The following is a 20,993-nucleotide window of genomic DNA, read 5'->3' as shown; positions in this document are numbered from 1 at the left end:
CTCGTGTGTCGGTGCCCAGACGCGAGATGGCCCGCGTCCGCTGCCGGACGGGGCCATCTCGGTCCTGCGTGCGTGTGCGTCGGTCAGGCGAACGCCCGGGCCAGCAGCTCCTTCTGCTCGGCCTGGTGCCGCTTGACGGTGCCGACGGCGGGAGAGGACCCCTCCGGCCGGCAGACCGGCACGACCTTCGCGTCGACCTCGGGCGCGACGTTGAGCGCGTAGTGCGGCCACGGGCCCATGTTCTGCGGCTCGTCCTGCACCCAGCGCACCTCCTTGAGGTGGGGGTAGCGCGCGATCTCGGCCCGGATGTCGTCGATCGGTCGCGGGTAGAGCTGCTCGACCCGGCCGATCGCGAACCGCTCGCCGTGCTCCTGCTTGGCGCGCTCGACCATGAGGTCCCAGGTGACCCGGCCCGAGCACAGCAGCAGCGTGTCGACCTTCTCCGGGTCCGCGTCCGCGTCGGCGATGAAGGGACGGAACGTGCCCTCGGTGAAGTCCGACGGCTGCGAGGCCGCCTCCTTGCGCTTGAGCATCGACTTCGGCGTGAAGACGATCAGCGGGCGGTGCCGCTCGCCGAGCGAGTGCTGGCGCAGCAGGTGGAAGTGCGACGCCGGGGTGCTCGGCTGGGCGACGACGAACGCGTCGTCCGCGGCCATCGCGAGGAACCGCTCGATCCGGGCGGACGAGTGGTCGGCCCCCTGGCCCTCGTAGCCGTGCGGCAGCAGCAGCACGACGCCGGACTGCTGGCTCCACTTGCTCTCGCCGGCGGTGATGAACTCGTCGATGACGATCTGCGCGCCGTTGACGAAGTCGCCGAACTGCGCCTCCCACAGCACCAGCGCCTCGGGGCGCGCGACGGAGTAGCCGTACTCGAACCCGAGGGCGGCGTACTCGGAGAGCAGCGAGTCGTAGACGTGGAACTTCGCCTGGTCCTCGGTGAGCGAGCCCAGCGGGGTCCACTCGTCGGCGTTGCGGCGGTCGATGATCGTCGCGAACCGCTGCACGAAGGTGCCGCGACGCGAGTCCTGCCCGGCCAGCCGGACCGGCCGGCCGTCCATCAGCAGCGAGCCGAAGGCGAGGATCTCGCCGGTGCCCCAGTCGATGGGCCCCTCGGTGATGGCCTGCGAGCGGCGCTGCAGCTGCGGCATCACCTTCGGGTGGACGGTGAAGCCCTCCGGCGGCGTGGTGTAGGCGTCGGCGATCCGCTTGAGGACCTCCTGGGAGACCGCCGTGCTGGTCTCGCTGGCGGGCTTGTCCGGGTAGTCCGGGACGGTCGTCCACTCCGAGGGCTGCGTGCTGGCCTCGCGGACCTCGGTGAAGACCCGCTCGAGCTGCTGCTGGTAGTCGCGGAGGACCTGCTCGGCCTCCTCGACCGTGATGTCGCCACGGCCGATGAGGGACTCGGTGTAGAGCTTGCGGACCGAGCGCTTCTGCTCGATGAGGTCGTACATGAGCGGCTGGGTGTACGACGGGTCGTCGCCCTCGTTGTGACCGCGGCGGCGGTAGCAGACGAGGTCGATGACGACGTCCTTGTTGAACGCCTGGCGGTACTCGAAGGCCAGCCGCGCGACGCGGATGCACGCCTCGGGGTCGTCGCCGTTGACGTGGAAGATCGGCGCCTGCACCATCCGCGCCACGTCGGTGGCGTAGAGGGAGGAGCGCGAGGACCCCGGCGAGGTCGTGAAGCCGACCTGGTTGTTGACGATCACGTGGATCGTGCCGCCGGTGCGGTAGCCGCGCAGCTGGGAGAGGTTGAGCGTCTCCGCGACCACGCCCTGCCCCGCGAACGCCGCGTCGCCGTGGACCAGCAGGGGGAGCACGGGGTACTCCGCGCCGCGGTCGAGCACGTCCTGCTTGGCGCGGGCGATGCCCTCGAGCACCGGGTCGACCGCCTCGAGGTGCGAGGGGTTCGCCGCGACCGAGACCTTGACCTTGTGGCCGGAGTCTGCCTCGAACTCGCCCTCGGCGCCGAGGTGGTACTTCACGTCGCCGGAGCCCTGGACGGTGCGCGGGTCGATGTTGCCCTCGAACTCCCGGAAGATCTGGGAGTACTTCTTGCCCACGATGTTCGCCAGCACGTTGAGGCGGCCGCGGTGGGCCATGCCGATCGCGACCTCGTCGAGGTCGGCCTGCGCCGCGGCCTCGCAGATCTCGTCGATGACCGGGACCGTGGTCTCGCCGCCCTCGAGGGAGAACCGCTTCTGCCCGACGAACTTGGTCTGCAGGAAGGTCTCGAACGCCTCGGCCTGGTTGAGCTTCAGCAGGATCCGCAGCTGCTCCTCGCGCGGCGGCTTCTGGTGCGGCTGCTCGACGCGCTGCTGGATCCACTGCCGCTGCTCGGGGTCCATGATGTGCATGTACTCGATGCCGGTGGTGCGGCAGTAGGAGTCACGCAGGGTGCCGAGGATGTGGCGCAGCTTCATGAAGCGCCGGCCCTCGCCGCCGAAGGAGCCGGTGGGGAACTCCCGGTCCAGGTCCCACAGGGTCAGCCCGTGGGACTCGATGCGCAGGTCGGGGTGGCTGCGCTGGCGGTACTCCAGCGGGTCGGTGTCGGCCATCAGGTGGCCGCGCACGCGGTAGGCGTGGATCAGCTCGAGGATCCGGGCCTGCTTGTCGATCTCGTCGTCGTGGGAGGCCGAGACGTCGGCGTTCCAGCGGATCGGCTCGTAGGGGATGCGCAGCGAGCGGAAGATCTCGTCGTAGAACCCGTCCTGGCCCAGGAGGTACTTGTGGACCTGGCCCAGGAACTCACCCGACTGCGCGCCCTGGATGACGCGGTGGTCGTAGGTGGAGGTCATGGTCATGATCCGCGAGATCGCGTTGCGCGAGATCGTCTCCTCGGAGGCGCCCTGGAACTCCGGGGGGTAGTCCATGGAGCCGACGCCGATGATGGCCGCCTGGCCCTGCATCAGGCGCGGGACCGAGTTGTTCGTGCCCAGGCCGCCGACGTTGGTGAGGCTGACCGTCGTGCCGGAGTAGTCCTCCATCGTCAGCTTGTTGTTCTTGGCCTTGCGGACGATGTCCTCGTAGGCGGTCCAGAACTGCGCGAAGTCCATCGACTCGCAGGCCTTGATCGACGGGGCGACCAGCTGGCGGCTGCCGTCGGACTTGACCTGGTCGATGGCGAGGCCGAGGTTGATGTGCGCGGGGGTGACCAGGGTCGGCTTGCCGTCGACCTCGCCGTAGGTGTTGTTCATCGCCGGCAGCGCCTTGATCGCCTTGATGATGGCGTAGCCGATGAGGTGGGTGAAGGACACCTTGCCGCCGCGCGCGCGCTCGAGGTGACCGTTGATGACGATCCGGTTGTCCCACAGCAGCTTGACCGGCATGTTGCGCACGGACGTCGCGGTCGGCACCGACAGCGAGATGTCCATGTTCTTCGCCGTGGCCGCGGCGATGCCGCGCAGCACGGTGAACGACGGCTCGTCGCTCGCCGTGGCGGGGTCCGCCGGGCGCGACTCCTTGGGGGTGGGGGAGGAGGTGCCCTTGGCCGGCTCGGCGGCCTTCGTCTCCGGGCGCGGCGTGGCCTTGGGCTCGGTCGGCTGCGCGGCCTTCGCCGGCGCGGCCTTCGCCGGCGCGGCCTTCGCCGGTGCGGCCTGCTTGGGTGCGGCCTGCTTGGGGGCGGGCTCGGCGGCCTTCGGCTTCGCGGGCGCCTGCTGGGTCGGCCCGTTCGCGGAGGCGCCGTTCGGCGCGCCGTTGCCTGCTCCGGCGCCGGCCTCGTCGCTCGTGAAGTACTTCACCCACATCGGGTCGACGCTGCCGGGGTCACGCTTGTACTGCTCGTGCATCTCCTCGACGAGCCACTCGTTGGCTCCGAAGTCAGCGGGTGGTTCCGAGACGGACGAACGTTCGGAGGAGTGGTTGCCAGAGGACTGCGGCACGACTTGCTTCGCCTCTTCCCAAGTGAGCGCGCGGGGGTGGGTGTCGAGGGCCAAGGCTAGTCCCCCGGGGAAGGGAATGCGCGGGTCAGGGTCGCCTGTCGAACGCGGTATGACCCGATCCACACCGGCGCGGCTACCGTCGTCCCGTCGCCCGTGGGTGAACATGAGTGCGCTCGATCGACTTAGTGCACTCAAGGAGCGCGGCCACGATGACCCGGACCCCTCACGGGACGCCCCTCGACGGGCCTCGAGGGCCCCGACGGCCCGGACGCCTCGTCGCGACGCTGGTCGCGGCGGCGCTGATGCTGGGCGCCACCGCGTGCTCCGGCGACGGCGCGCCGGACGCCGAGCGGGGCGGCCACCGGCAGGCGGCCCTCGTCCGCGCGGAGGCGGGATCCGTCCCGACGACGACCACGGTCACGGAGGTGACCGGCCGGCTGCCCGCCGCCCGGCGGGCGCGGCTGAAGAAGGACGTTGCGCGCGTCGTCGACGGCTGGCTGGACGCGGCGTACGTCGGTGGCGACTTCCCACGCGAGGGCGGCTTCCGGCAGGCGTTCCCCGGGTTCAGCAGCGGGGCGAAGGACGAGGCGCGCCGCGACCTCCGGCTGATGACGAACGTCGGCCTCGCCGGCCGCATCGACGGCGTCGACGTACGTCGCCGCGAGCTGCGCCTCGACGTGCTCGCCGTGCGCGGCCGGCCGGTCGGCGTGACGGCCCGGGTGCTGCTCGGGTTCACCACGAGCGGGCAGGTCGAGCGGCGCGACCGCGTGCAGGGGCGGCTGTACCTCGCCCGTCGCGAGGGCGCCTGGCAGGTCTTCGGCTACGACGTCTCGCGGGGGAGGTCCTGATGCGGTCCCGGTTCGCACGGGTGCGGAGCGCGGTGCGGGCCGGCGTGCTCGCGGCCGTCCTGGCGACGGCGGCGCTCGTCGTCCCCGACGCTGCGGTCCACCCCACCGACCTGGTGCTGGTCGAGGTCGACCGCGCCGACGGCGTGGCGGTCCAGGACTCCGACGTGCTGTGGGTGCTGGCGGTCGGGTCCGACGCCCGTCCCGGCCAGTCGATGCTGGACGTGCGCGCCGACGCCATCCAGCTGGTCGGCCTCAACACCCGCACCGGCTCGGCGGTCGCGATCGGCGTGCCGCGGGACTCCTGGGTCCCCATCCCCGGGCACGGCCACGGCCGGGTGAACTCGGCACTGACCTACGGCGGGCCCCAGCTGGTCGGCCGGACGGTCGGGGACCTCGTCGGCGTCCAGCCGCAGTACGTCCTCGTGACCCGGTTCCCGTTCTTCGAGGACATGGTCGACGACATCGGGGGCATCCACGTCCGCAACCCGCGGCGCTTCTCCGACGAGCACCTCAAGCCCCAGGGCTTCGCGCGCGGCCGGATCAGGCTCGACGGGTACGGCGCCATGGCGTTCTCCCGGGTCCGCAAGTCGCTCGCCGGCGGGGACTTCGACCGCTCCGCGAACCAGCAGCGCGTGCTGCGCGGGATCCAGCAGGCCGTCCGGGCCCGGGCGGACGAGCCGGGCTTCATCGCGCGCGGCGTGCTGACCGTCATGGAGCACCTCCACACCGACCTCCCGCCCGACGAGCTGTTCCGCCTCGCCCAGGCGCTCGCGCACATCGACCCGACGAAGGTCACGACCTGCGTCGTCCAGGGCACGATCGGCACCGTCGGTCCCGCCTCGATCGTCCGGCCCTCGGTCGCCCAGGCGCGCCGGTACGGCGCCGCGGCGCGCTCCGACGCCTCCCTCCGGGGCTGCTGAGCGACCGGCCGGCGCACCGACGACAGCCGGGCCGGCCCCTCGAGGGGGCCGGCCCGGCGGGTCTATCGGGTCGTGCGGGCGTCAGCGCGGGAAGATGCGGCCCGCGGACGAGGCCAGGTCCAGGACGCCGATGCCGGCGAGCTGGAGGGTCAGGCCGTGGACGCCGATCCCGTGGAAGGTGCGGTCGAAGAGCTTCTTGAAGTTCAGGAAGTTCCCGTCACCCAGGTCGTAGGAGTCCCCGGCGCGCAGGCTGACGGGCCGGCCGTCGTGCAGGATCTGCAGGTACTTGGTCGTGACCCTGGGCGCCACCTTGCCGGAGGTGGTCGAGCGCTTGAGGTGCACCAGGGAGGAGAGGCCCTTGATCTCCAGGCCCAGGGTCGGGACGGCGACGGTCCCGAGGTCGGTGCCGATCATGGCCTTCGCCGCGCCGCCCCTGAGGTGGTCGCCCATGAGCTTGTAGGTCACCCCGCTGACGTCGACGAGCCCGCCGAGCAGCGAGTAGTGCGCGGCCTTCTGGGTGACGACCCTGCCGTCGGTGCCCTCGCAGGGGATCGATCGCTGGCCGAGGTTGCCGAGGTTCAGCAGCGGGACGTCGCCGAGGATGTTCGCGCCGGTGGCGGTGCCGCGGAAGACGCCGGCGGGGCCGGCCTCGGAGATCCGGGTGCGGGCGCGGCCGAGCTGCAGGACCGTCGGGTTGCCCGTCGCGGTGATCTCGAGCTTGAGGGCGTACGCCTCGGAGGTGCCGGAGGTGGCGTTCGCGCTGCCCTTGGCGGTGCCGAGCGCGAGCGAGCCCAGCCCGGGGATCCGGATCGCCTGGCCGGGCAGCAGGCTGGTCAGCAGGTCGATGACCTGGTTGACGACCTGGGAGACCGGCGCGGTGACCTGGTTGAGGATGTCGAGCAGAGCGGCGAGCGGCGTGCCGTCGACGACGGTGCCGTCGTAGTCCAGCGAGATGCCCTTGAAGCCGAAGGACTCCTCGTGGTCGAAGGAGCGGCCGTCGTGGAAGGCGTCGGCGACCGACTGCAGGCCCTCGATCTTGAGCCGGGGGAGCTCGCCGAGGCCGGGGACCTCGCCGCCGACGGCGATGTCGGCGATGGTGCTGATCCCGCGGACGCCGGTGCGGCCGCCCTCCTGGTAGGTCTCCGAGCGCTGCTTGGTGAGGGAGAGGTCCACCAGCGGCACGAGGTCCTCGGGCAGGGCGAGCTGGGACTGCTTCTCCGCGACGCGGCCGGCCATGGTCGTGCAGCGCTGCTGGGCGTAGCCGTCCTTGAGGCCGCGGACCTCGACGCCCTCGAGCAGCACCTTGGCGCCGAAGACGTCGGCCTTGTAGCCGAAGCCGGTCCTCTCGAGCCGGCCGCTCGTGGTGAGCGCCCCGGCCGGGGCGGAGACGGCGGCCTTCGGGGCGGTCTCGGCGGTGGCGGTGGGGGTGACGACGAGAGCGGCGGCGAGGCCGGCCGTGCTGGCCGCGGTGACCGCGACCGCCCTGCTCAGGGTCTTCTTCACGCTTTCCTGCTTTCGTGGCTGGCGTCGCTCGACCCTCCCCGGCCGGGCGACGGGACCTGGTGACCGGACCGCGAGGGGCCCGTGGCCGGTGCGGACAGCCGAGGCCCGTCCTCCGGGAGCCGGCCCGGGGAAGCCGCCTCACCGCCTGCAACGGGCACCCCGAGGGTTCGTTACGTGCGTCACGTGGGAGGGGGAGGGGTGTCTAGACCCGTGCGGGCGGGTACCCGGTGGGGCCAGGAATACGGAACGGCCCCCCGGGATGCCCGGGAGGCCGTTCGGTGTGGCGCCTCCGGCAGGATTCGAACCTGCGACACCTGGTACCGGAAACCAGTGCTCTATCCCCTGAGCTACGGAGGCACGCGCCGCCCCAGCACTTCGGGGCGCGCGGTGGAACCGTACCCGGCCCCGGCCGTGCGGGAGAAACCGGTGCCCGCCGATAGGCTTGGACGGTGACTCCCGCGCAGCTCTCCACGACCATCGTCGACGGCCTGACGGCCCTCGTCGAGCAGGGTGCGCTCACCTTGCCCGACGGCGTACCCGCGGAGGTCACCGTCGAGCGTCCCCGTCAGAAGGGGCACGGCGACTACGCCACGAACGTCGCGCTGCAGCTGGCCAAGAAGGCCGGGACGAACCCCCGTGCGCTGGGCGAGCTGCTGGCCGACCGACTGCGCGCCGCCGAGGGGATCAGCGACGTCGAGGTCGCCGGGCCCGGGTTCCTCAACATCACCGTCGAGGCCGCGGCCCAGGGCGTGGTGGCCGCCGAGATCGTCGCGGCCGGTGAGCGGTACGGCCACACCGCGACGCTCGCCGGACAGCGGGTCAACGTCGAGTTCATCTCGGCCAACCCGACCGGCCCGCTGCACCTGGGGCACACCCGGTGGGCGGTGCTCGGCGACGCGATCGGCCGGGTGCTCGCGGCCGCGGGCGCCGAGGTGACCCGCGAGTTCTACATCAACGACCGCGGCGTGCAGATGAACCACTTCGCCGACTCGATCATCGCCGCCGCGCTCGGCCGGCCCGCGCCGGAGGACGGGTACGCCGGCGCCTACATCGGCGACCTGGCCAAGGCCGTCGGCGAGGCGAGCCCGGGGATCTTCGACCTCCCGGCCGAGGAGCGGCGCGCGGCCGTGCGCGAGAAGGGCTACGAGCTCCAGCTGGCCCAGCAGCAGGCGCAGCTCGCGGCGTTCAACACCCACTTCGACGTGTGGTTCTCCGAGCTCTCGCTGCACGAGTCCGGCTCGGTGCCCGAGACGCTCGCGCGGCTCAAGGAGCTCGGCACGGTCTACGAGGAGGGCGGCGCGCTGTGGATGCGCACGACCGACTTCGGCGACGACAAGGACCGGGTGCTCATCAAGTCCGACGGCGAGCTGACGTACTTCGCCTCCGACACCGCCTACTACCTCGACAAGCGGGGCCGCGGCTTCGACCGCTGCATCTACCTGCTCGGCGCCGACCACCACGGGTACGTCGGCCGGCTGCGCGCGATGGCCGCCTGCGTCGGGGACGACCCCTCGCAGACGCTCGAGGTCCTCATCGGCCAGCTGGTCAAGATCCTCCGCGACGGCGAGGAGCTGCGCCTGTCGAAGCGCGCCGGCACCATCGTCACCCTCGAGGAGCTCACCGACGAGATCGGCGTCGACGCCCTGCGCTACTCGCTGGCGCGCTACCCGGCGGACTCCCCGCTCGTGCTCGACGTCGCCGAGATCACCCGGCAGTCCAACGAGAACCCCGTCTTCACCGTGCAGTACGCCCACGCCCGCGTCGCGAGCCTGCTGCGCAACGCCGCCGACCTCGGCGTCGAGGCCGCCCCGCACCCCGAGCTCCTCACGCACGAGAAGGAGGGGCTGCTGCTGCGGGCGCTCGCGGAGTTCCCGCGCGTGGTCGCGAGCTCCGCGGAGCTCCGCGAGCCGCACCGCGTCGCCCGCTACCTCGAGGAGCTGGCCGGCACCTACCACCGGTTCTACGACAGCTGCCGCGTGCTGCCCATGGGCGACGAGGAGACCACCGACCTGCACCGGGCGCGCCTGCTGCTGGTCCAGGCGACGCGGACCGTCCTGGCCAACGGCCTGGACCTCCTCGGCGTCACCGCCCCCGACCGGATGTGAGCAGATGACCCACGAAGCAGGCTGGGCGCACGCGCCCGGCGCCTTCCGCGGCCCCTCCTGGCTGCGCCCGCCCGCCGACCCCAACGACCTGGTCCCGCAGCTGTGGTCGACCACGGCGCACAAGGACGACGCCGGCGTGCTGACCGTCGGCGGCGTCGCGCTGACCGACCTGGTCGCCGAGCACGGCTCGCCGGCGTTCGTCCTGGACGAGGCGGACTTCCGCGGGCGCGCCCGCGCCTTCCGCGACGCCTTCGCCGACTACGACGTCTACTACGCGGGCAAGGCCTTCATCTCCGTGGCGGTCGCGCGCTGGATCGCGGAGGAGGGGCTCTGCCTCGACGTCTGCAGCGGCGGCGAGCTCTCGGTCGCCGAGCGCGCGGGGTTCCCGATGGAGCGGGTGGAGTTCCACGGCAACAACAAGTCCGAGGGCGAGCTGCGCCGCGCCGTACGACTCGGTGTCGGGCGGGTCATCGTGGACTCCTTCCACGAGATCGAGCGGCTGGCCCGGATCGCCGCCGAGGAGGGCGCCAGCGTCCCGGTGATGGTCCGCGTGACCGCCGGGGTCGAGGCCCACACCCACGAGTACATCGCCACCGCCCACGAGGACCAGAAGTTCGGCTTCTCGATCACCTCCGGCCACGCCCTGGACGCAGTACGTCGCGTGCTCGCCGCCGAGGCGCTCGAGCTGCGGGGCCTGCACTCCCACATCGGCAGCCAGATCTTCGACTCCGCGGGCTTCGAGGTGGCCGCCCGCCGGGTGCTGGCGCTGCACGCCACCGTGTCCCGCGAGCTCGGCGTCGACATGCCGGAGATGGACCTCGGCGGCGGCTTCGGCATCGCCTACACCACCCAGGACGACCCGGCCGAGCCCGCACGCCTGGCCGCCGAGATGACCGCGATCGTCGAGCACGAGTGCCGGGCGCTCGGCATCGACCGGCCGGCGCTGTCGATCGAGCCGGGCCGCGCGATCGTCGGACCCTCGATGTGCACCGTCTACGAGGTCGGCACCGTCAAGGAGGTCAGCCTCGACGGCGGCGCCTCGCGCACCTACGTCTCCGTCGACGGCGGGATGAGCGACAACATCCGCACCGCGCTCTACGACGCCGACTACTCCTGCACGCTCGCCTCCCGCACCTCCGACGCAGACCCGGTGCTCGGCCGCGTCGTCGGCAAGCACTGCGAGGCCGGCGACATCGTGGTCAAGGACGAGTTCGTGCCCGGCGACCTGGCTCCCGGCGACCTCGTCGCCGTCCCCGGGACCGGCGCCTACTGCCGCTCGATGGCCTCCAACTACAACCACCTCCTGCGGCCTCCGGTGATCGCGGTGCGGGACGGTGCGTCGCGCGTGCTCCTGCGGCGGGAGACTGAGGACGACCTGTTGGCGACTGACGTGGGTGATCTGTGATGGAGGGCGACAAGCGACCCGGCACGCTCCGGGTGGCGGTGCTCGGCTGCGGCTCGGTGGGCTCCCAGGTGGTGCGGCTGCTGCGGGACCAGGCCGACGACCTCGCGGCCCGGGTGGGCGTGCCGGTCGAGCTGGCCGGCGTCGCCGTGCGCCGCCTCGACGCACCGCGCGAGGTGGAGGTCCCCGACGGCCTGATCACGACCGACGCGGCGGGCCTGGTGGCCCGCGACGACGTCGACCTGGTGGTCGAGGTGATCGGCGGGATCGAGCCCGCCCGCTCGCTCATCCTCTCCGCGCTGGAGAACGGCGCGAGCGTGGTGACCGCCAACAAGGCGCTGCTCGCCGAGGACGGTCCGACGCTCTTCGAGGCCGCCGAGAAGGCCGGGCGCGACCTCTACTACGAGGCGGCCGTCGCCGGTGCCATCCCGATCCTGCGGCCGCTGCGCGAGTCGCTGGCCGGCGACCGCGTGACGCGCGTGCTGGGCATCGTCAACGGCACCACGAACTTCATCCTCGACAAGATGGACTCCTCCGGCGCCGGCTTCACCGAGGCCCTCGAGGAGGCCCAGGAGCTCGGGTACGCCGAGGCCGACCCCACCGCCGACGTGGAGGGCTTCGACGCCGCCGCGAAGGCCGCGATCCTGGCCTCGCTGGCGTTCCACTCCCGCGTGACCGCCTCCGACGTGCACCGCGAGGGCATCTCCGAGGTCACCGCCGCCGACGTCCGGTCCGCCGCCGACATGGGAGCGGTCGTCAAGCTGCTCGCGATCTGCGAGCTGCGTTCGGGCGAGGACGGCGAGGAGGCGGTGGCCGTCCGCGTCCACCCCGCCATGATCCCGCGCTCGCACCCGCTCGCCTCGGTCCGCGAGGCCTACAACGCGGTGTTCGTCGAGTCCGAGGCCGCCGGACAGCTGATGTTCTACGGCCCCGGAGCCGGTGGGTCGCCGACCGCCTCGGCGGTCCTCGGCGACCTGGTCACGGTGGCGCGGAACCTGCTCGCCGGCACGCGCGGCGCGGGGGAGTCGGCGTACGCCGACCGGGCCGTGCTGCCGATGGGGGAGGCGCGGACGCGCTACCACGTCGCGATCGACGTCGACGACCGCGCCGGCGTGCTGGCCGCGGTCGCGACCGCCTTCGCCGAGCACGGCGTCTCGATCCAGACCGTCCGCCAGGAGGGTCGTGACGACGACGCCCAGCTGGTCGTGGTCTCGCACGAGGCGACCGACGCCCAGCTGAGCGCCACCGTGGAGCACCTGCGGGGCATGGAGATCGTCCGCGAGGTCACCTCGGTGATGCGGGTGGAAGGGGAGCAGGAGTGAGCACGCGCACGGCCACCCACCAGTGGCGGGGTGTCATCGAGGAGTACCGCGACCTGCTGGAGATCCCCGCCGGCACGCCCGCGGTCACCCTCCGGGAGGGCGGCACGCCGCTCGTCCACTCCGGCTGGCTCTCGGGCCTCACCGGTGCCGACGTCTGGCTCAAGGTCGAGGGCAGCAACCCGACCGGCTCCTTCAAGGACCGCGGCATGACCGCGGCCATCTCCTGCGCGAAGGCGGAGGGTGCCGAGGCCGTGGTCTGCGCGTCGACGGGCAACACGTCGGCGTCGATGGCGGCGTACGCCGCGAAGGCCGGCCTCAAGCCGCTCGTGCTCGTCCCCGAGGGCAAGATCGCCGCCGGCAAGATGGCCCAGGCGATCATGCACGGCGGCCAGGTGGTCATGGTCCGCGGCAACTTCGACGACTGCCTCGCCCTGGCCCGCCAGCTCGCCTGGGACTTCCCTGTCGCGCTGGTGAACTCGGTCAACCCGGTGCGGCTCGAGGGCCAGAAGACCGCCGCCTTCGAGATCGTCGACTTCCTCGGCGACGCCCCCGACTACCACCTGCTGCCGGTCGGCAACGCCGGCAACATCTCGGCGTACTGGCTCGGCTACACCCAGTACGCCGCCCTCGGGATGGCGACGCGGACGCCGGTCATGCGCGGCTTCCAGGCCGAGGGCGCGGCGCCGCTGGTGACCGGTGAGCCGTTCCCCGACCCGGAGACCAAGGCGACCGCGATCCGGATCGGCAACCCGGCCTCCTGGAAGCTCGCCGAGGCCGCCCGCAACGAGTCCGGCGGCCGGTTCGGCTCGGTCAGCGACGACCAGATCCTCAGCGCGCAGCGCCAGCTCGCCGCCCACGACGGGGTCTTCGTGGAGCCCGCCTCCGCCGCCGGCATCGCGGGGCTGCTGCAGGAGCTCGCGGCCGGGGAGTCCTACGCCGGCAGCACCGTGGCGATCACGGTCACCGGCCACGGGCTCAAGGACACCGCCACCGCGCTCGAGGGCTTCGCCGCCAGCGGCCAGAGCATCGTCGACACCGTCATCGACGCCGACGTCACCGCGGCGGCCGAGGCCGCCGGCCTGGCGTGACCCGGTTCGTCGAGGGGCCGGTGCGGGTCTCCGTGCCGGCCACCTCGGCCAACCTGGGCCCCGGGTTCGACAGCCTCGGCCTTGCCCTGGACCTGCGCGACGAGCTCGAGGCGGAGGTGCTCGCGGACGGCCTCGTGGTCGAGGTCGACGGTGCCGGAGCGGGCTCGGTGCCGCTCGACGGGTCGCACCTCGTCGTCCGGGCGATGCGGGTCGCCTTCGAGGCCCTCGGCGCCGAGCCGCCGGGGTTCCGCCTGCGGTGCACGAACGTGGTGCCGCACGCCCGCGGGCTCGGCTCCTCCTCCGCCGCGATCGTCGGCGGGCTCGCCCTCGCGCGCGCCCTCGTGGCTGGCGGCACCCTCATCCTCGACGACGCGGCGCTCTTCGAGCTGGCGGCGCGGATGGAGGGCCACCCGGACAACGTCTCGCCGGCGCTGCACGGCGGCTTCACGATCTCGGGCCACGACGACGACGGGTTCTGGACCGTCGGCTCGCCGGTCGACCCCCGCGTCGCGGTGGCGGTGTTCGTCCCCTCCGACCCGGTCTCGACCGAGGTCGCCCGCGGCCTGCTGCCGGCACAGGTCCCGCACGCGGAGGCCGCGGCGGACGCCGGGCGCACGGCGCTGCTCGTCGCCGCCCTCGCCGGGCGGCCCGAGCACCTGCTCCGCGCCACCCGCGACTACCTCCACCAGGAGCAGCGCCGGCCCGCGATGCCGGCCTCCCTGGCGCTCGTCGACGCGCTGCGCTCCGACGGCGTGCCCGCGGTCGTCTCCGGCGCCGGTCCCACGGTGCTGGCCTTCGTCGACGGGCCGGCCGGGGGGAAGCGGCTGCTCGACCGCTGCCCGGACGGCTGGGCCGCGCACGTGCTGGCCGTCAGCACCGACGGCGTCCGCGTCCTCGACTGAGCCGACCCACCCCGCCGCGCCGATCCCCGTGGTCCGCCCCACGGCCGTCCGGGCCGGTGGTACATTGACGGCGCGCCGCACATCTGGCGTAGCACCCGATCGCGACTCCCGGGCCAGTCCGGACCCGGCGGGTGCACACTCCCTCTCGTTCGTCGCGGAGATCCTCCGCGCACCGGTCCGTCCTCGCCGCTGGCGACGCCGGCCCGGGAGTGGGAGCCCTGACGAGCAGCCGGACGGACCGCGTGGGCGGCCGCGGCACTGACGACGTGGGAAGGACCCCCTCACGTGACGGAGACGATCGAACCCACCACCTCCGGCGGCGCAGCCAGGAAGCGCGGTGGCGGGCTCAGCTCGATGCTCATCGCCGACCTGCGCTCGATGGCCGGCGGCATGGGCATCCCGGGCGCGGCCACGATGAAGAAGGCCCAGCTCGTCGAGGCCATCAAGGGCGCACAGACCGGCGGGCGACCCGCCGCCGAGCCGGCCGCCGCGGAGCCGGCCGCCGCGGAGCGACCGGCGGACCGACCGGCCCGTGGCCGGGGCGCCAAGCGTGGCGGCCAGCCCGGCGAGGCGACCGAGCAGGCCGCCGAGCAGCCCGCCGAGCAGCCCATCCCGCAGTCCACGGAGCAGCCCACCGTGGTGCGCGCCGAGCCGCAGGCCGAGCTCCCCGTCGAGCCGGCCGCCGAGCAGCAGCCCGCCGGGCAGCAGGACGGCGAGCGCCGCCGCGAGCGCAACCGGGACCGGCAGCAGGAGCGCCAGGGGCGCGACCGCCAGGACCGGGCGCAGGGCAGGTCGCAGGACCGGGCGCAGGACCGGGCGCAGGACAAGGCCCCGGAGAAGGCCCAGGAGAAGCAGGACCAGGACCGCCAGGACCAGGGCGGCCGGCAGGGTGGCCAGAAGCAGGGCCAGCGCAACCAGGGACAGAAGCAGGAGCGCCGCGACCCGCAGGACCGCCAGGACCGCGACCGTCAGGACCGGGACCGCCAGGACCGCGACCGCCAGCAGGAGCGCGAGCGGCAGCAGGACCGGGACCGCCAGCAGGACCGGGAGCGGGAGCGCCAGCAGGACCGCGTGCGCGAGCAGCAGGACCGCGACCAGCAGGACCGCGACGACGACGACCACGACGGCGGCGGGCGGAACCGGCGTCGCCGGGGACGCGACCGAGAGCGCGGTCGCGGGCAGCGCAACGAGCCCGACACCACGATCCTCGAGGACGACGTCCTCGTCCCGGCCGCCGGCATCCTCGACGTCCTGGACAACTACGCGTTCGTGCGGACCAGCGGCTACCTGCCCGGGCCCGACGACGTCTACCTGTCGCTCTCGATGGTGCGGAAGTTCGGCCTGCGCCGCGGCGACGCGGTCGTCGGACAGGTCCGCCAGCCGCGCGAAGGCGAGCGCCGGGAGAAGTTCAACCCGATGGTGCGCCTCGACAGCGTCAACGGCACCGACCCCGAGGCGAGCAAGCACCGCGTCGAGTTCTCCAAGCTGACACCGCTCTACGCCAGCGAGCGGCTGCGCCTGGAGACCGGCCCGGACAACCTCATCGGGCGGGTCATCGACATCGCGGCACCGATCGGCAAGGGCCAGCGCGGCCTCATCGTCTCCCCGGCCAAGGCCGGCAAGACGATGGTGCTGCAGTCCATCGCGAACTCGATCACCACGAACAACCCCGAGTGCCACCTGATGGTGGTCCTGGTCGACGAGCGGCCCGAGGAGGTCACCGACTTCGAGCGCTCGGTCAAGGGGGAGGTCATCTCCTCGACGTTCGACCGGCCGCCGGCCGACCACACCATGGTCGCCGAGCTGGCGATCGAGCGCGCCAAGCGCCTGGTCGAGCTCGGCCACGACGTCGTGGTGCTGCTCGACGGCATCACGCGCCTGGGCCGGGCCTACAACCTGTCGGCGCCGGCGAGCGGACGCATCCTGTCCGGCGGCGTGGACTCCGCGGCCCTCTACCCGCCGAAGCGGTTCTTCGGCGCCGCCCGCAACATCGAGAACGGCGGCTCGCTGACGATCCTCGCGACGGCGCTGGTCGAGAGCGGCTCGAAGATGGACGAGGTCATCTTCGAGGAGTTCAAGGGCACGGGGAACATGGAGATCCGCCTGCGGCGGGACTTCGCCGACAAGCGGCTCTTCCCGGCCATCGACGTCGTGCAGTCCGGGACCCGGCGTGAGGAGCTGCTCCTCTCCAAGGAGGAGCTGGCGATCATCTGGAAGCTGCGCCGGGTGATGTCGAACCTGGAGAACCAGCAGGCGCTGGAGCTGCTGCTCGAGCGGCTGCGGAAGTCGCAGACGAACATCGAGTTCTTGATGCAGGTCCAGAAGACGACGCCGGCCGACGACGACTGAGCCCGCTCGTACGACGAGCCCGGACCCGCGCCGCGCGGGGCCGGGCTCGTCGTACGCCGCGGCGCGACGGGGCCGGTGCGCCGATCTGCGCAACCGCCGTCCGCGCCGCACGCGGACCCCGTAGGCTGACCGCCACGAGCGGGCTCCCCGACTCGGCACCGACGAAGCGGCAGCCCGGCTGCCCGACGAACCAGGGAGGGCAGGACCGTGGCACGCATCCTGGTCGCTGACGACGACGTCGACATCCGGGAGCTGGTCGAGTTCAAGCTCTCGACGCTGGGTCACGACATCGTGGCCGTCGCCGACGGCGCCGCGGCCGTGGAGGCCTGCCAGGCCGAGCGTCCCGACCTCGCGGTCCTCGACGTGATGATGCCGGGCTTCTCCGGCCTCGACGCGATCCGCGTCATCCGCGCCGACCCCGCGCTCGCCGACCTGCCGGTGATCCTGCTGACCGCCCGCGCGCAGGAGTCCGACGTGGAGACCGGGTTCGATTCCGGCGCCGACGACTACATCACCAAGCCGTTCAGCCCGCGCGAGCTCGCCTCCCGGGTCGAGGCGCTCCTCGCCCGGGCCCAGTGACACCGGACGTCCCGTCCCGGTGACCGCTCGATGAGCGCTCGATGACGACCGCCCAGCGTGGCCGTCCCGCCACCGGTGCGCCCGCCGCCCCGGCTCCCGCCGGCGGGCGGCCCGTGGCGCGGCTGCTGGCGCCGGTGCTCCTGCGCCTGGGCCTGCTGCTCGCCCTGATGGCGGCGATCTGCGTGGCCGGTGTGCTCGCCTCCACCCAGGCCGTCGACCACCTGACCGACGAGCTGCTGCCAGCGGCCAGCGCCAACGAGGACGTCCTGCAGGACCTCACCGACATGGACGCCGCCGTCGGGGCCTACGCCCGCAGCGGCGACCAGGGCGCCCTCGCGGACTACGAGCAGGCCCTCCAGCGCTTTCCCGGGCACGAGCAGCGGGTGCGCGAGTTCGCCCGCGGCGACGCGGGGCTCGAGCTGCTGGTCACGCGCCAGCAGGACGCCGCCGACGCCTGGCTGACGCAGTACGCCGAGCCGCGGGTCGAGGCGCCCGGCGGGCCGGGCACCTTCCAGCGGGCGCGCTACACCCGCGGCCAGCGCCTCTTCGACGAGGTGCGTGAGGCCCACCTGGCCACGCACGCGGAGTTCGACCGTCGTCAGCGCGAGGCCAGCTCGGACGCGCAGTGGCGCTTCCGGGGCACGATCGTCGCGGTCGTCGCCCTGGGCCTGCTCGGCTGGTTCCTCGTCGGGCGCGCCCGGCGCCGGCTCGAGCGCGAGCTGTCCGAGCCGCTGCTGGCGATCGAGTCCACCGTGCAGCGGATCTCGCGCTCGGAGCCCGACGTGCACGCCGCGGTTGCCGGCCCGCGCGAGGTGCGGGCGGTCGCCGTGGCGCTCAACGACCTGGTCGAGCAGCAGGCCCGGGCCCGGGCCGTCGAGACGCGGATCCAGTCCGAGCTGCGGGCGCTCGACACCGCGCGCGACGACTTCGTCTCCAACGTCTCCCACGAGCTGCGGACCCCGCTGACGACCATCAGCGGGTACCTGGAGATGGTCGCCGAGGAGTTCGAGGACGACATGGCGCCCCGCCACGAGCGCATGCTCGAGGCCACGCGGCGCAACGTCACCCGGCTCAAGACGCTCATCGACGACCTGCTCACGCTGTCCAAGGCCGAGAACCGGGGGACCGACCTCGAGCAGGTCGACCTCGACCAGGTCGTGCGCGACGCGGTGACCGACGTACGGATCACCGCCGCACGCCGCGGCATCCGCGTCGAGGTGACCGCCCCCGGTGACCCGCTGCCGGTCCTCGCCGACCGGGCAATGCTCAACCGGGCGTTCCTCAACATCCTCAGCAACGCGGTGAAGTTCAGCAAGGACGGCGACCCGGTCGAGGTCGAGGTGACCGCGTCGATGGGGACGGTGCGGGTGGCGGTGACCGACCACGGCATCGGCATCCCGGCCGCCGAGCTCGACCGCCTCGGCACGCGCTTCTTCCGCGCGTCCAACGCCGTCTTCAACGAGATCGCCGGCACCGGCCTCGGGGTGCGGATCGTGCAGACCATCATCGACAAGCACCAGGGCGAGGTGCTCTTCGAGTCCGAGGAGGGTGCCGGCACGACGGTGGTCGTCGTGCTCCGTCTCCAGGGCGATCGCGTGCCGCCCGCACCGGCTCCCGCCGAGCTCGAGGCCGGCGCGCAGCAGGCGTGACGCACGGCACGAGGCCGGTGGTGTCCGGTGGGCGGCACGGGCCGGCCACCGGGGAACAACCACGATTGGGCCGGCGTTCGTACCGGTGGCACAATTCCGTGCTGGTTCCGGTTCACGTCCCGGCCGCAGGGCGCGGCGGACGACCCGGCGACTGAGAGGACACCATGAAGAAGGACATCCACCCCGAGTACGTCGAAACCCAGGTGACCTGCACCTGCGGCGCCGAGTTCACGACTCGCAGCACCGTCTCGTCCGGCCAGATCCGCTCGGACGTCTGCTCGCAGTGCCACCCGTTCTACACCGGCAAGCAGAAGATCCTCGACACCGGCGGCCGCGTCGCCCGCTTCGAGGCCCGCTACGCCAAGGCAGCCAAGAAGTAGCTGTCACCGAGCGCCGGTCCCTGCCGCATGGCGGGGGCCGGCGCTCGTCATTTGTCCGTCACCCCCAGCCACCCGTCCCGGCCACCGTCCCAGGACCTGCGAGGAGCGCCGATGTTCGAGGCCGTCGAAGGCATGCTCGTCGAGCACAGCGCGCTCGAGCAGCAGCTCGCCGCCCCGGAGACCCACGCGGACGCACGGCTCGCGAAGCGGCTCAACCAGCGCTACGCCCAGCTCTCCTCGGTGATCGGGGCGTGGCGGGACTGGCAGGGGCTCGAGGACGACCTCGGGGCCGCCCGCGAGCTGGCCGCCGAGGACCCGACGTTCGCCGAGGAGGCCGAGGCGCTGGTCCCGCGCCTGGCCGCCGCGGAGGAGCGCCTGCGCCGGCTGCTCGTGCCCCGGGACCCGGCCGACGACAAGGACGCGATCCTCGAGCTGAAGTCCGGCGAGGGCGGCGAGGAGTCGGCGCTGTTCGCCGGCGACCTGCTGCGGATGTACACCCGCTACGCCGAGACGCGCGGCTGGAAGGTCGAGCTGCTCGACGCCACCGAGTCCGACCTGGGCGGCTACAAGTCGGTGACCGTGGCCGTCAAGGCCAAGGGGACCCCCGAGCCCGGCGAGGCGCCGTACGGCCTGCTGAAGTTCGAGGGCGGTGTCCACCGCGTCCAGCGGGTCCCGGTGACCGAGTCCCAGGGCCGGGTGCACACCAGCGCCGCCGGCGTGCTGGTGCTGCCCGAGGCCGAGCAGGTCGACGTCACGGTCGACGAGAACGACCTGCGCATCGACGTCTTCCGCTCGAGCGGTCCCGGCGGCCAGAGCGTCAACACGACCGACTCGGCCGTGCGGATCACCCACCTGCCGACCGGCATCGTGGTGTCCTGCCAGAACGAGAAGAGCCAGCTGCAGAACAAGGAGCAGGCCATGCGCATCCTGCGCGCGCGGCTGCTCGCCGCCGCGCAGGAGGCCGCCGACGCCGAGGCGAGCGACGCTCGGCGCAGCCAGGTGCGCACGGTCGACCGCTCCGAGCGGATCCGCACCTACAACTTCCCGGAGAACCGGATCTCCGACCACCGCACCGGCTACAAGGCCTACAACCTCGACCAGGTGCTCGACGGGGACCTGCAGCCGGTGCTCGCCTCCTGCCTCGACGCCGACCTCGCCGGCCGGCTCGAGGCGCTCGAGCAGTGACCGCGCCGGGCACGCCGGCCACGCCGGCCGCGCGCCGCACCGTGCTGGCCGAGGCGACCGCGCGGCTGCGCGAGGCCGGGGTCGCCAGCCCCGACCACGACGCGGCCGAGCTGCTCGCCCACGTCCTGGGCACCACCCGCGGCCGGCTGGTGCTGGTCGACCAGGTCGGCCCCGCCCACCTCGAGCAGTACGCCGCGCTCGTCGCGCGGCGTGCGGCGCGCGAGCCGCTGCAGCACCTCACCGGGTCCGCGTGGTTCCGCCACGTCGAGCTCGCGGTCGGCCCGGGCGTCTTCGTGCCGCGGCCGGAGACCGAGCTGCTCGCCGGGTGGGCCGTCGACCGGGCCACCGCGCTGGTCGAGGAGGGCCGGACACCGGTCGTGGTCGACCTCTGCACGGGCTCCGGCGCGATCGCGAAGGCGGTGGCCCACGAGGTGCCGCAGGCGGTGGTGCACGCGGTGGAGCTGGACGAGCCCGCGCACCGCTGGGCGGTCCGCAACCTGGCCGGCACCGGGGTCGACCTGCGCCAGGGCGACCTGGCGACCGCCTTCGACGACCTGGCCGGCGAGGTGGACGTGATCACCTGCAACCCGCCGTACATCCCGCTGGACGCCTGGGAGTCGGTCGCGCCCGAGGCGCGGGACCACGACCCGCACCTGGCGCTGTTCTCCGGCGACGACGGGCTCGACGCGATGCGGGTCCTCGAGCGGCGCGCCGCGCTGCTGCTGCGGCCCGGGGGAGTGGTCGGGGCGGAGCACGCCGACGCGCAGGGCGACCTCGCCCCGGCGGTCTTCACCGCGACCGGCCGGTGGACCGAGGTCCGCGACCACCTCGACCTGGCAGGTCGGCCGCGCTTCCTGACGGCGCGGCTGGCACGATGACC

15 protein-coding genes and 1 tRNA gene are annotated in these 20,993 nt (G+C 73.1%); 13 read left to right on the top strand and 3 right to left on the bottom strand.

The annotated features are described in order from the left end of the window. Positions 1 to 83 precede the first annotated feature (83 nt). Positions 84 to 3,881 (bottom strand): multifunctional oxoglutarate decarboxylase/oxoglutarate dehydrogenase thiamine pyrophosphate-binding subunit/dihydrolipoyllysine-residue succinyltransferase subunit, encoded by a 3,798-nt coding sequence (locus AB0N29_RS16365; RefSeq protein ID WP_364868316.1) that lies wholly within the window; start codon positions 3,879 to 3,881, stop codon positions 84 to 86. A gap of 209 nt (positions 3,882 to 4,090) precedes the next feature. On the opposite strand from AB0N29_RS16365, the gene AB0N29_RS16360 reads away from it, so the two are divergent. Both AB0N29_RS16360 and AB0N29_RS16355 read left to right on the top strand, forming a co-directional pair. Further along, a complete protein-coding gene (locus tag AB0N29_RS16360) occupies positions 4,091 to 4,729 on the top strand; it encodes a hypothetical protein (protein ID WP_364868314.1) in 639 nt (212 codons plus the stop codon). Continuing rightward, positions 4,729 to 5,649: an LCP family protein gene (locus AB0N29_RS16355; protein ID WP_364868312.1), complete on the top strand. Its 921-nt coding sequence runs from the start codon at positions 4,729 to 4,731 to the stop codon at positions 5,647 to 5,649. The genes AB0N29_RS16360 and AB0N29_RS16355 overlap by 1 nt, the downstream gene beginning before the upstream one ends. Positions 5,650 to 5,730: 81 nt before the next feature. On the opposite strand, the gene AB0N29_RS16350 is transcribed toward AB0N29_RS16355, so the two are convergent. Then, positions 5,731 to 7,152 (bottom strand): hypothetical protein, encoded by a 1,422-nt coding sequence (locus AB0N29_RS16350; protein ID WP_364868310.1) that lies wholly within the window; start codon positions 7,150 to 7,152, stop codon positions 5,731 to 5,733. Positions 7,153 to 7,433: 281 nt separating this feature from the next. Continuing rightward, positions 7,434 to 7,509: transfer RNA gene (locus tag AB0N29_RS16345), tRNA-Arg, on the bottom strand. A gap of 92 nt (positions 7,510 to 7,601) precedes the next feature. On the opposite strand from AB0N29_RS16345, the gene argS reads away from it, so the two are divergent. The 11 genes from argS to prmC all read left to right on the top strand — a co-directional run bounded on the left by argS (position 7,602) and on the right by prmC (position 20,991). Next, entirely contained in the window at positions 7,602 to 9,257 is a 1,656-nt protein-coding gene (gene argS / locus AB0N29_RS16340) for an arginine--tRNA ligase (RefSeq protein WP_364868308.1), read from the top strand. Positions 9,258 to 9,261: 4 nt separating this feature from the next. Beyond that, positions 9,262 to 10,662 carry a diaminopimelate decarboxylase gene (lysA, locus tag AB0N29_RS16335; protein WP_364868306.1) on the top strand — a complete coding sequence of 467 codons (1,401 nt, stop codon included), beginning with the start codon at positions 9,262 to 9,264 and terminating at the stop codon, positions 10,660 to 10,662. Further along, positions 10,662 to 11,981, top strand: a complete 1,320-nt coding sequence (locus AB0N29_RS16330; RefSeq protein ID WP_364868304.1) for a homoserine dehydrogenase — start codon at positions 10,662 to 10,664, stop codon at positions 11,979 to 11,981. Before lysA ends, AB0N29_RS16330 begins: the two co-directional genes overlap by 1 nt. Beyond that, entirely contained in the window at positions 11,978 to 13,069 is a 1,092-nt protein-coding gene (gene thrC / locus AB0N29_RS16325; protein WP_364868302.1) for a threonine synthase, read from the top strand. Before AB0N29_RS16330 ends, thrC begins: the two co-directional genes overlap by 4 nt. Beyond that, positions 13,066 to 13,971 (top strand): homoserine kinase, encoded by a 906-nt coding sequence (gene thrB / locus AB0N29_RS16320; protein ID WP_302267421.1) that lies wholly within the window; start codon positions 13,066 to 13,068, stop codon positions 13,969 to 13,971. The genes thrC and thrB overlap by 4 nt, the downstream gene beginning before the upstream one ends. Before the next feature lie 285 nt (positions 13,972 to 14,256). After that, the gene (gene rho / locus AB0N29_RS16315) at positions 14,257 to 16,320 is read left to right on the top strand and encodes a transcription termination factor Rho (RefSeq protein ID WP_364868299.1); all 2,064 of its coding nucleotides are present in this window, start codon (positions 14,257 to 14,259) and stop codon (positions 16,318 to 16,320) included. 207 nt (positions 16,321 to 16,527) lie between these two features. Beyond that, complete coding sequence (locus tag AB0N29_RS16310) at positions 16,528 to 16,899, top strand: response regulator (RefSeq protein ID WP_302267419.1); 372 nt, start codon at positions 16,528 to 16,530, stop codon at positions 16,897 to 16,899. Positions 16,900 to 16,940: 41 nt separating this feature from the next. Beyond that, on the top strand, positions 16,941 to 18,548 hold the full coding sequence (locus AB0N29_RS16305; protein ID WP_364868297.1) for an ATP-binding protein: 1,608 nt from the start codon (positions 16,941 to 16,943) through the stop codon (positions 18,546 to 18,548). Positions 18,549 to 18,712: 164 nt separating this feature from the next. Further along, positions 18,713 to 18,928: a 50S ribosomal protein L31 gene (gene rpmE / locus AB0N29_RS16300; RefSeq protein ID WP_302267417.1), complete on the top strand. Its 216-nt coding sequence runs from the start codon at positions 18,713 to 18,715 to the stop codon at positions 18,926 to 18,928. A gap of 111 nt (positions 18,929 to 19,039) precedes the next feature. After that, positions 19,040 to 20,113 carry a peptide chain release factor 1 gene (gene prfA / locus AB0N29_RS16295; RefSeq protein WP_364868294.1) on the top strand — a complete coding sequence of 358 codons (1,074 nt, stop codon included), beginning with the start codon at positions 19,040 to 19,042 and terminating at the stop codon, positions 20,111 to 20,113. After that, complete coding sequence (prmC, locus tag AB0N29_RS16290) at positions 20,110 to 20,991, top strand: peptide chain release factor N(5)-glutamine methyltransferase (RefSeq protein ID WP_364868292.1); 882 nt, start codon at positions 20,110 to 20,112, stop codon at positions 20,989 to 20,991. Before prfA ends, prmC begins: the two co-directional genes overlap by 4 nt. The last annotated feature ends 2 nt before the right edge of the window (positions 20,992 to 20,993 follow it).

Source organism: Nocardioides sp. NPDC092400 (assembly GCF_040684155.1).
Taxonomy (GTDB): domain Bacteria; phylum Actinomycetota; class Actinomycetes; order Propionibacteriales; family Nocardioidaceae; genus Nocardioides.
This window is presented reverse-complemented; position numbering and strand designations above follow the sequence as displayed.

Excerpts from the sequence above, each read along its gene's own strand:
- lysA (WP_364868306.1), top strand. The coding sequence starts at position 9,262 with ATGACCCACGAAGCAGGCTGGGCGCACGCGCCCGGCGCCTTCCGCGGC.
- AB0N29_RS16355 (WP_364868312.1), top strand. The coding sequence starts at position 4,729 with ATGCGGTCCCGGTTCGCACGGGTGCGGAGCGCGGTGCGGGCCGGCGTG.
- rpmE (WP_302267417.1), top strand. The coding sequence starts at position 18,713 with ATGAAGAAGGACATCCACCCCGAGTACGTCGAAACCCAGGTGACCTGC.
- AB0N29_RS16305 (WP_364868297.1), top strand. The coding sequence starts at position 16,941 with ATGACGACCGCCCAGCGTGGCCGTCCCGCCACCGGTGCGCCCGCCGCC.
- prfA (WP_364868294.1), top strand. The coding sequence starts at position 19,040 with ATGTTCGAGGCCGTCGAAGGCATGCTCGTCGAGCACAGCGCGCTCGAG.
- AB0N29_RS16330 (WP_364868304.1), top strand. The coding sequence starts at position 10,662 with ATGGAGGGCGACAAGCGACCCGGCACGCTCCGGGTGGCGGTGCTCGGC.
- AB0N29_RS16360 (WP_364868314.1), top strand. The coding sequence starts at position 4,091 with ATGACCCGGACCCCTCACGGGACGCCCCTCGACGGGCCTCGAGGGCCC.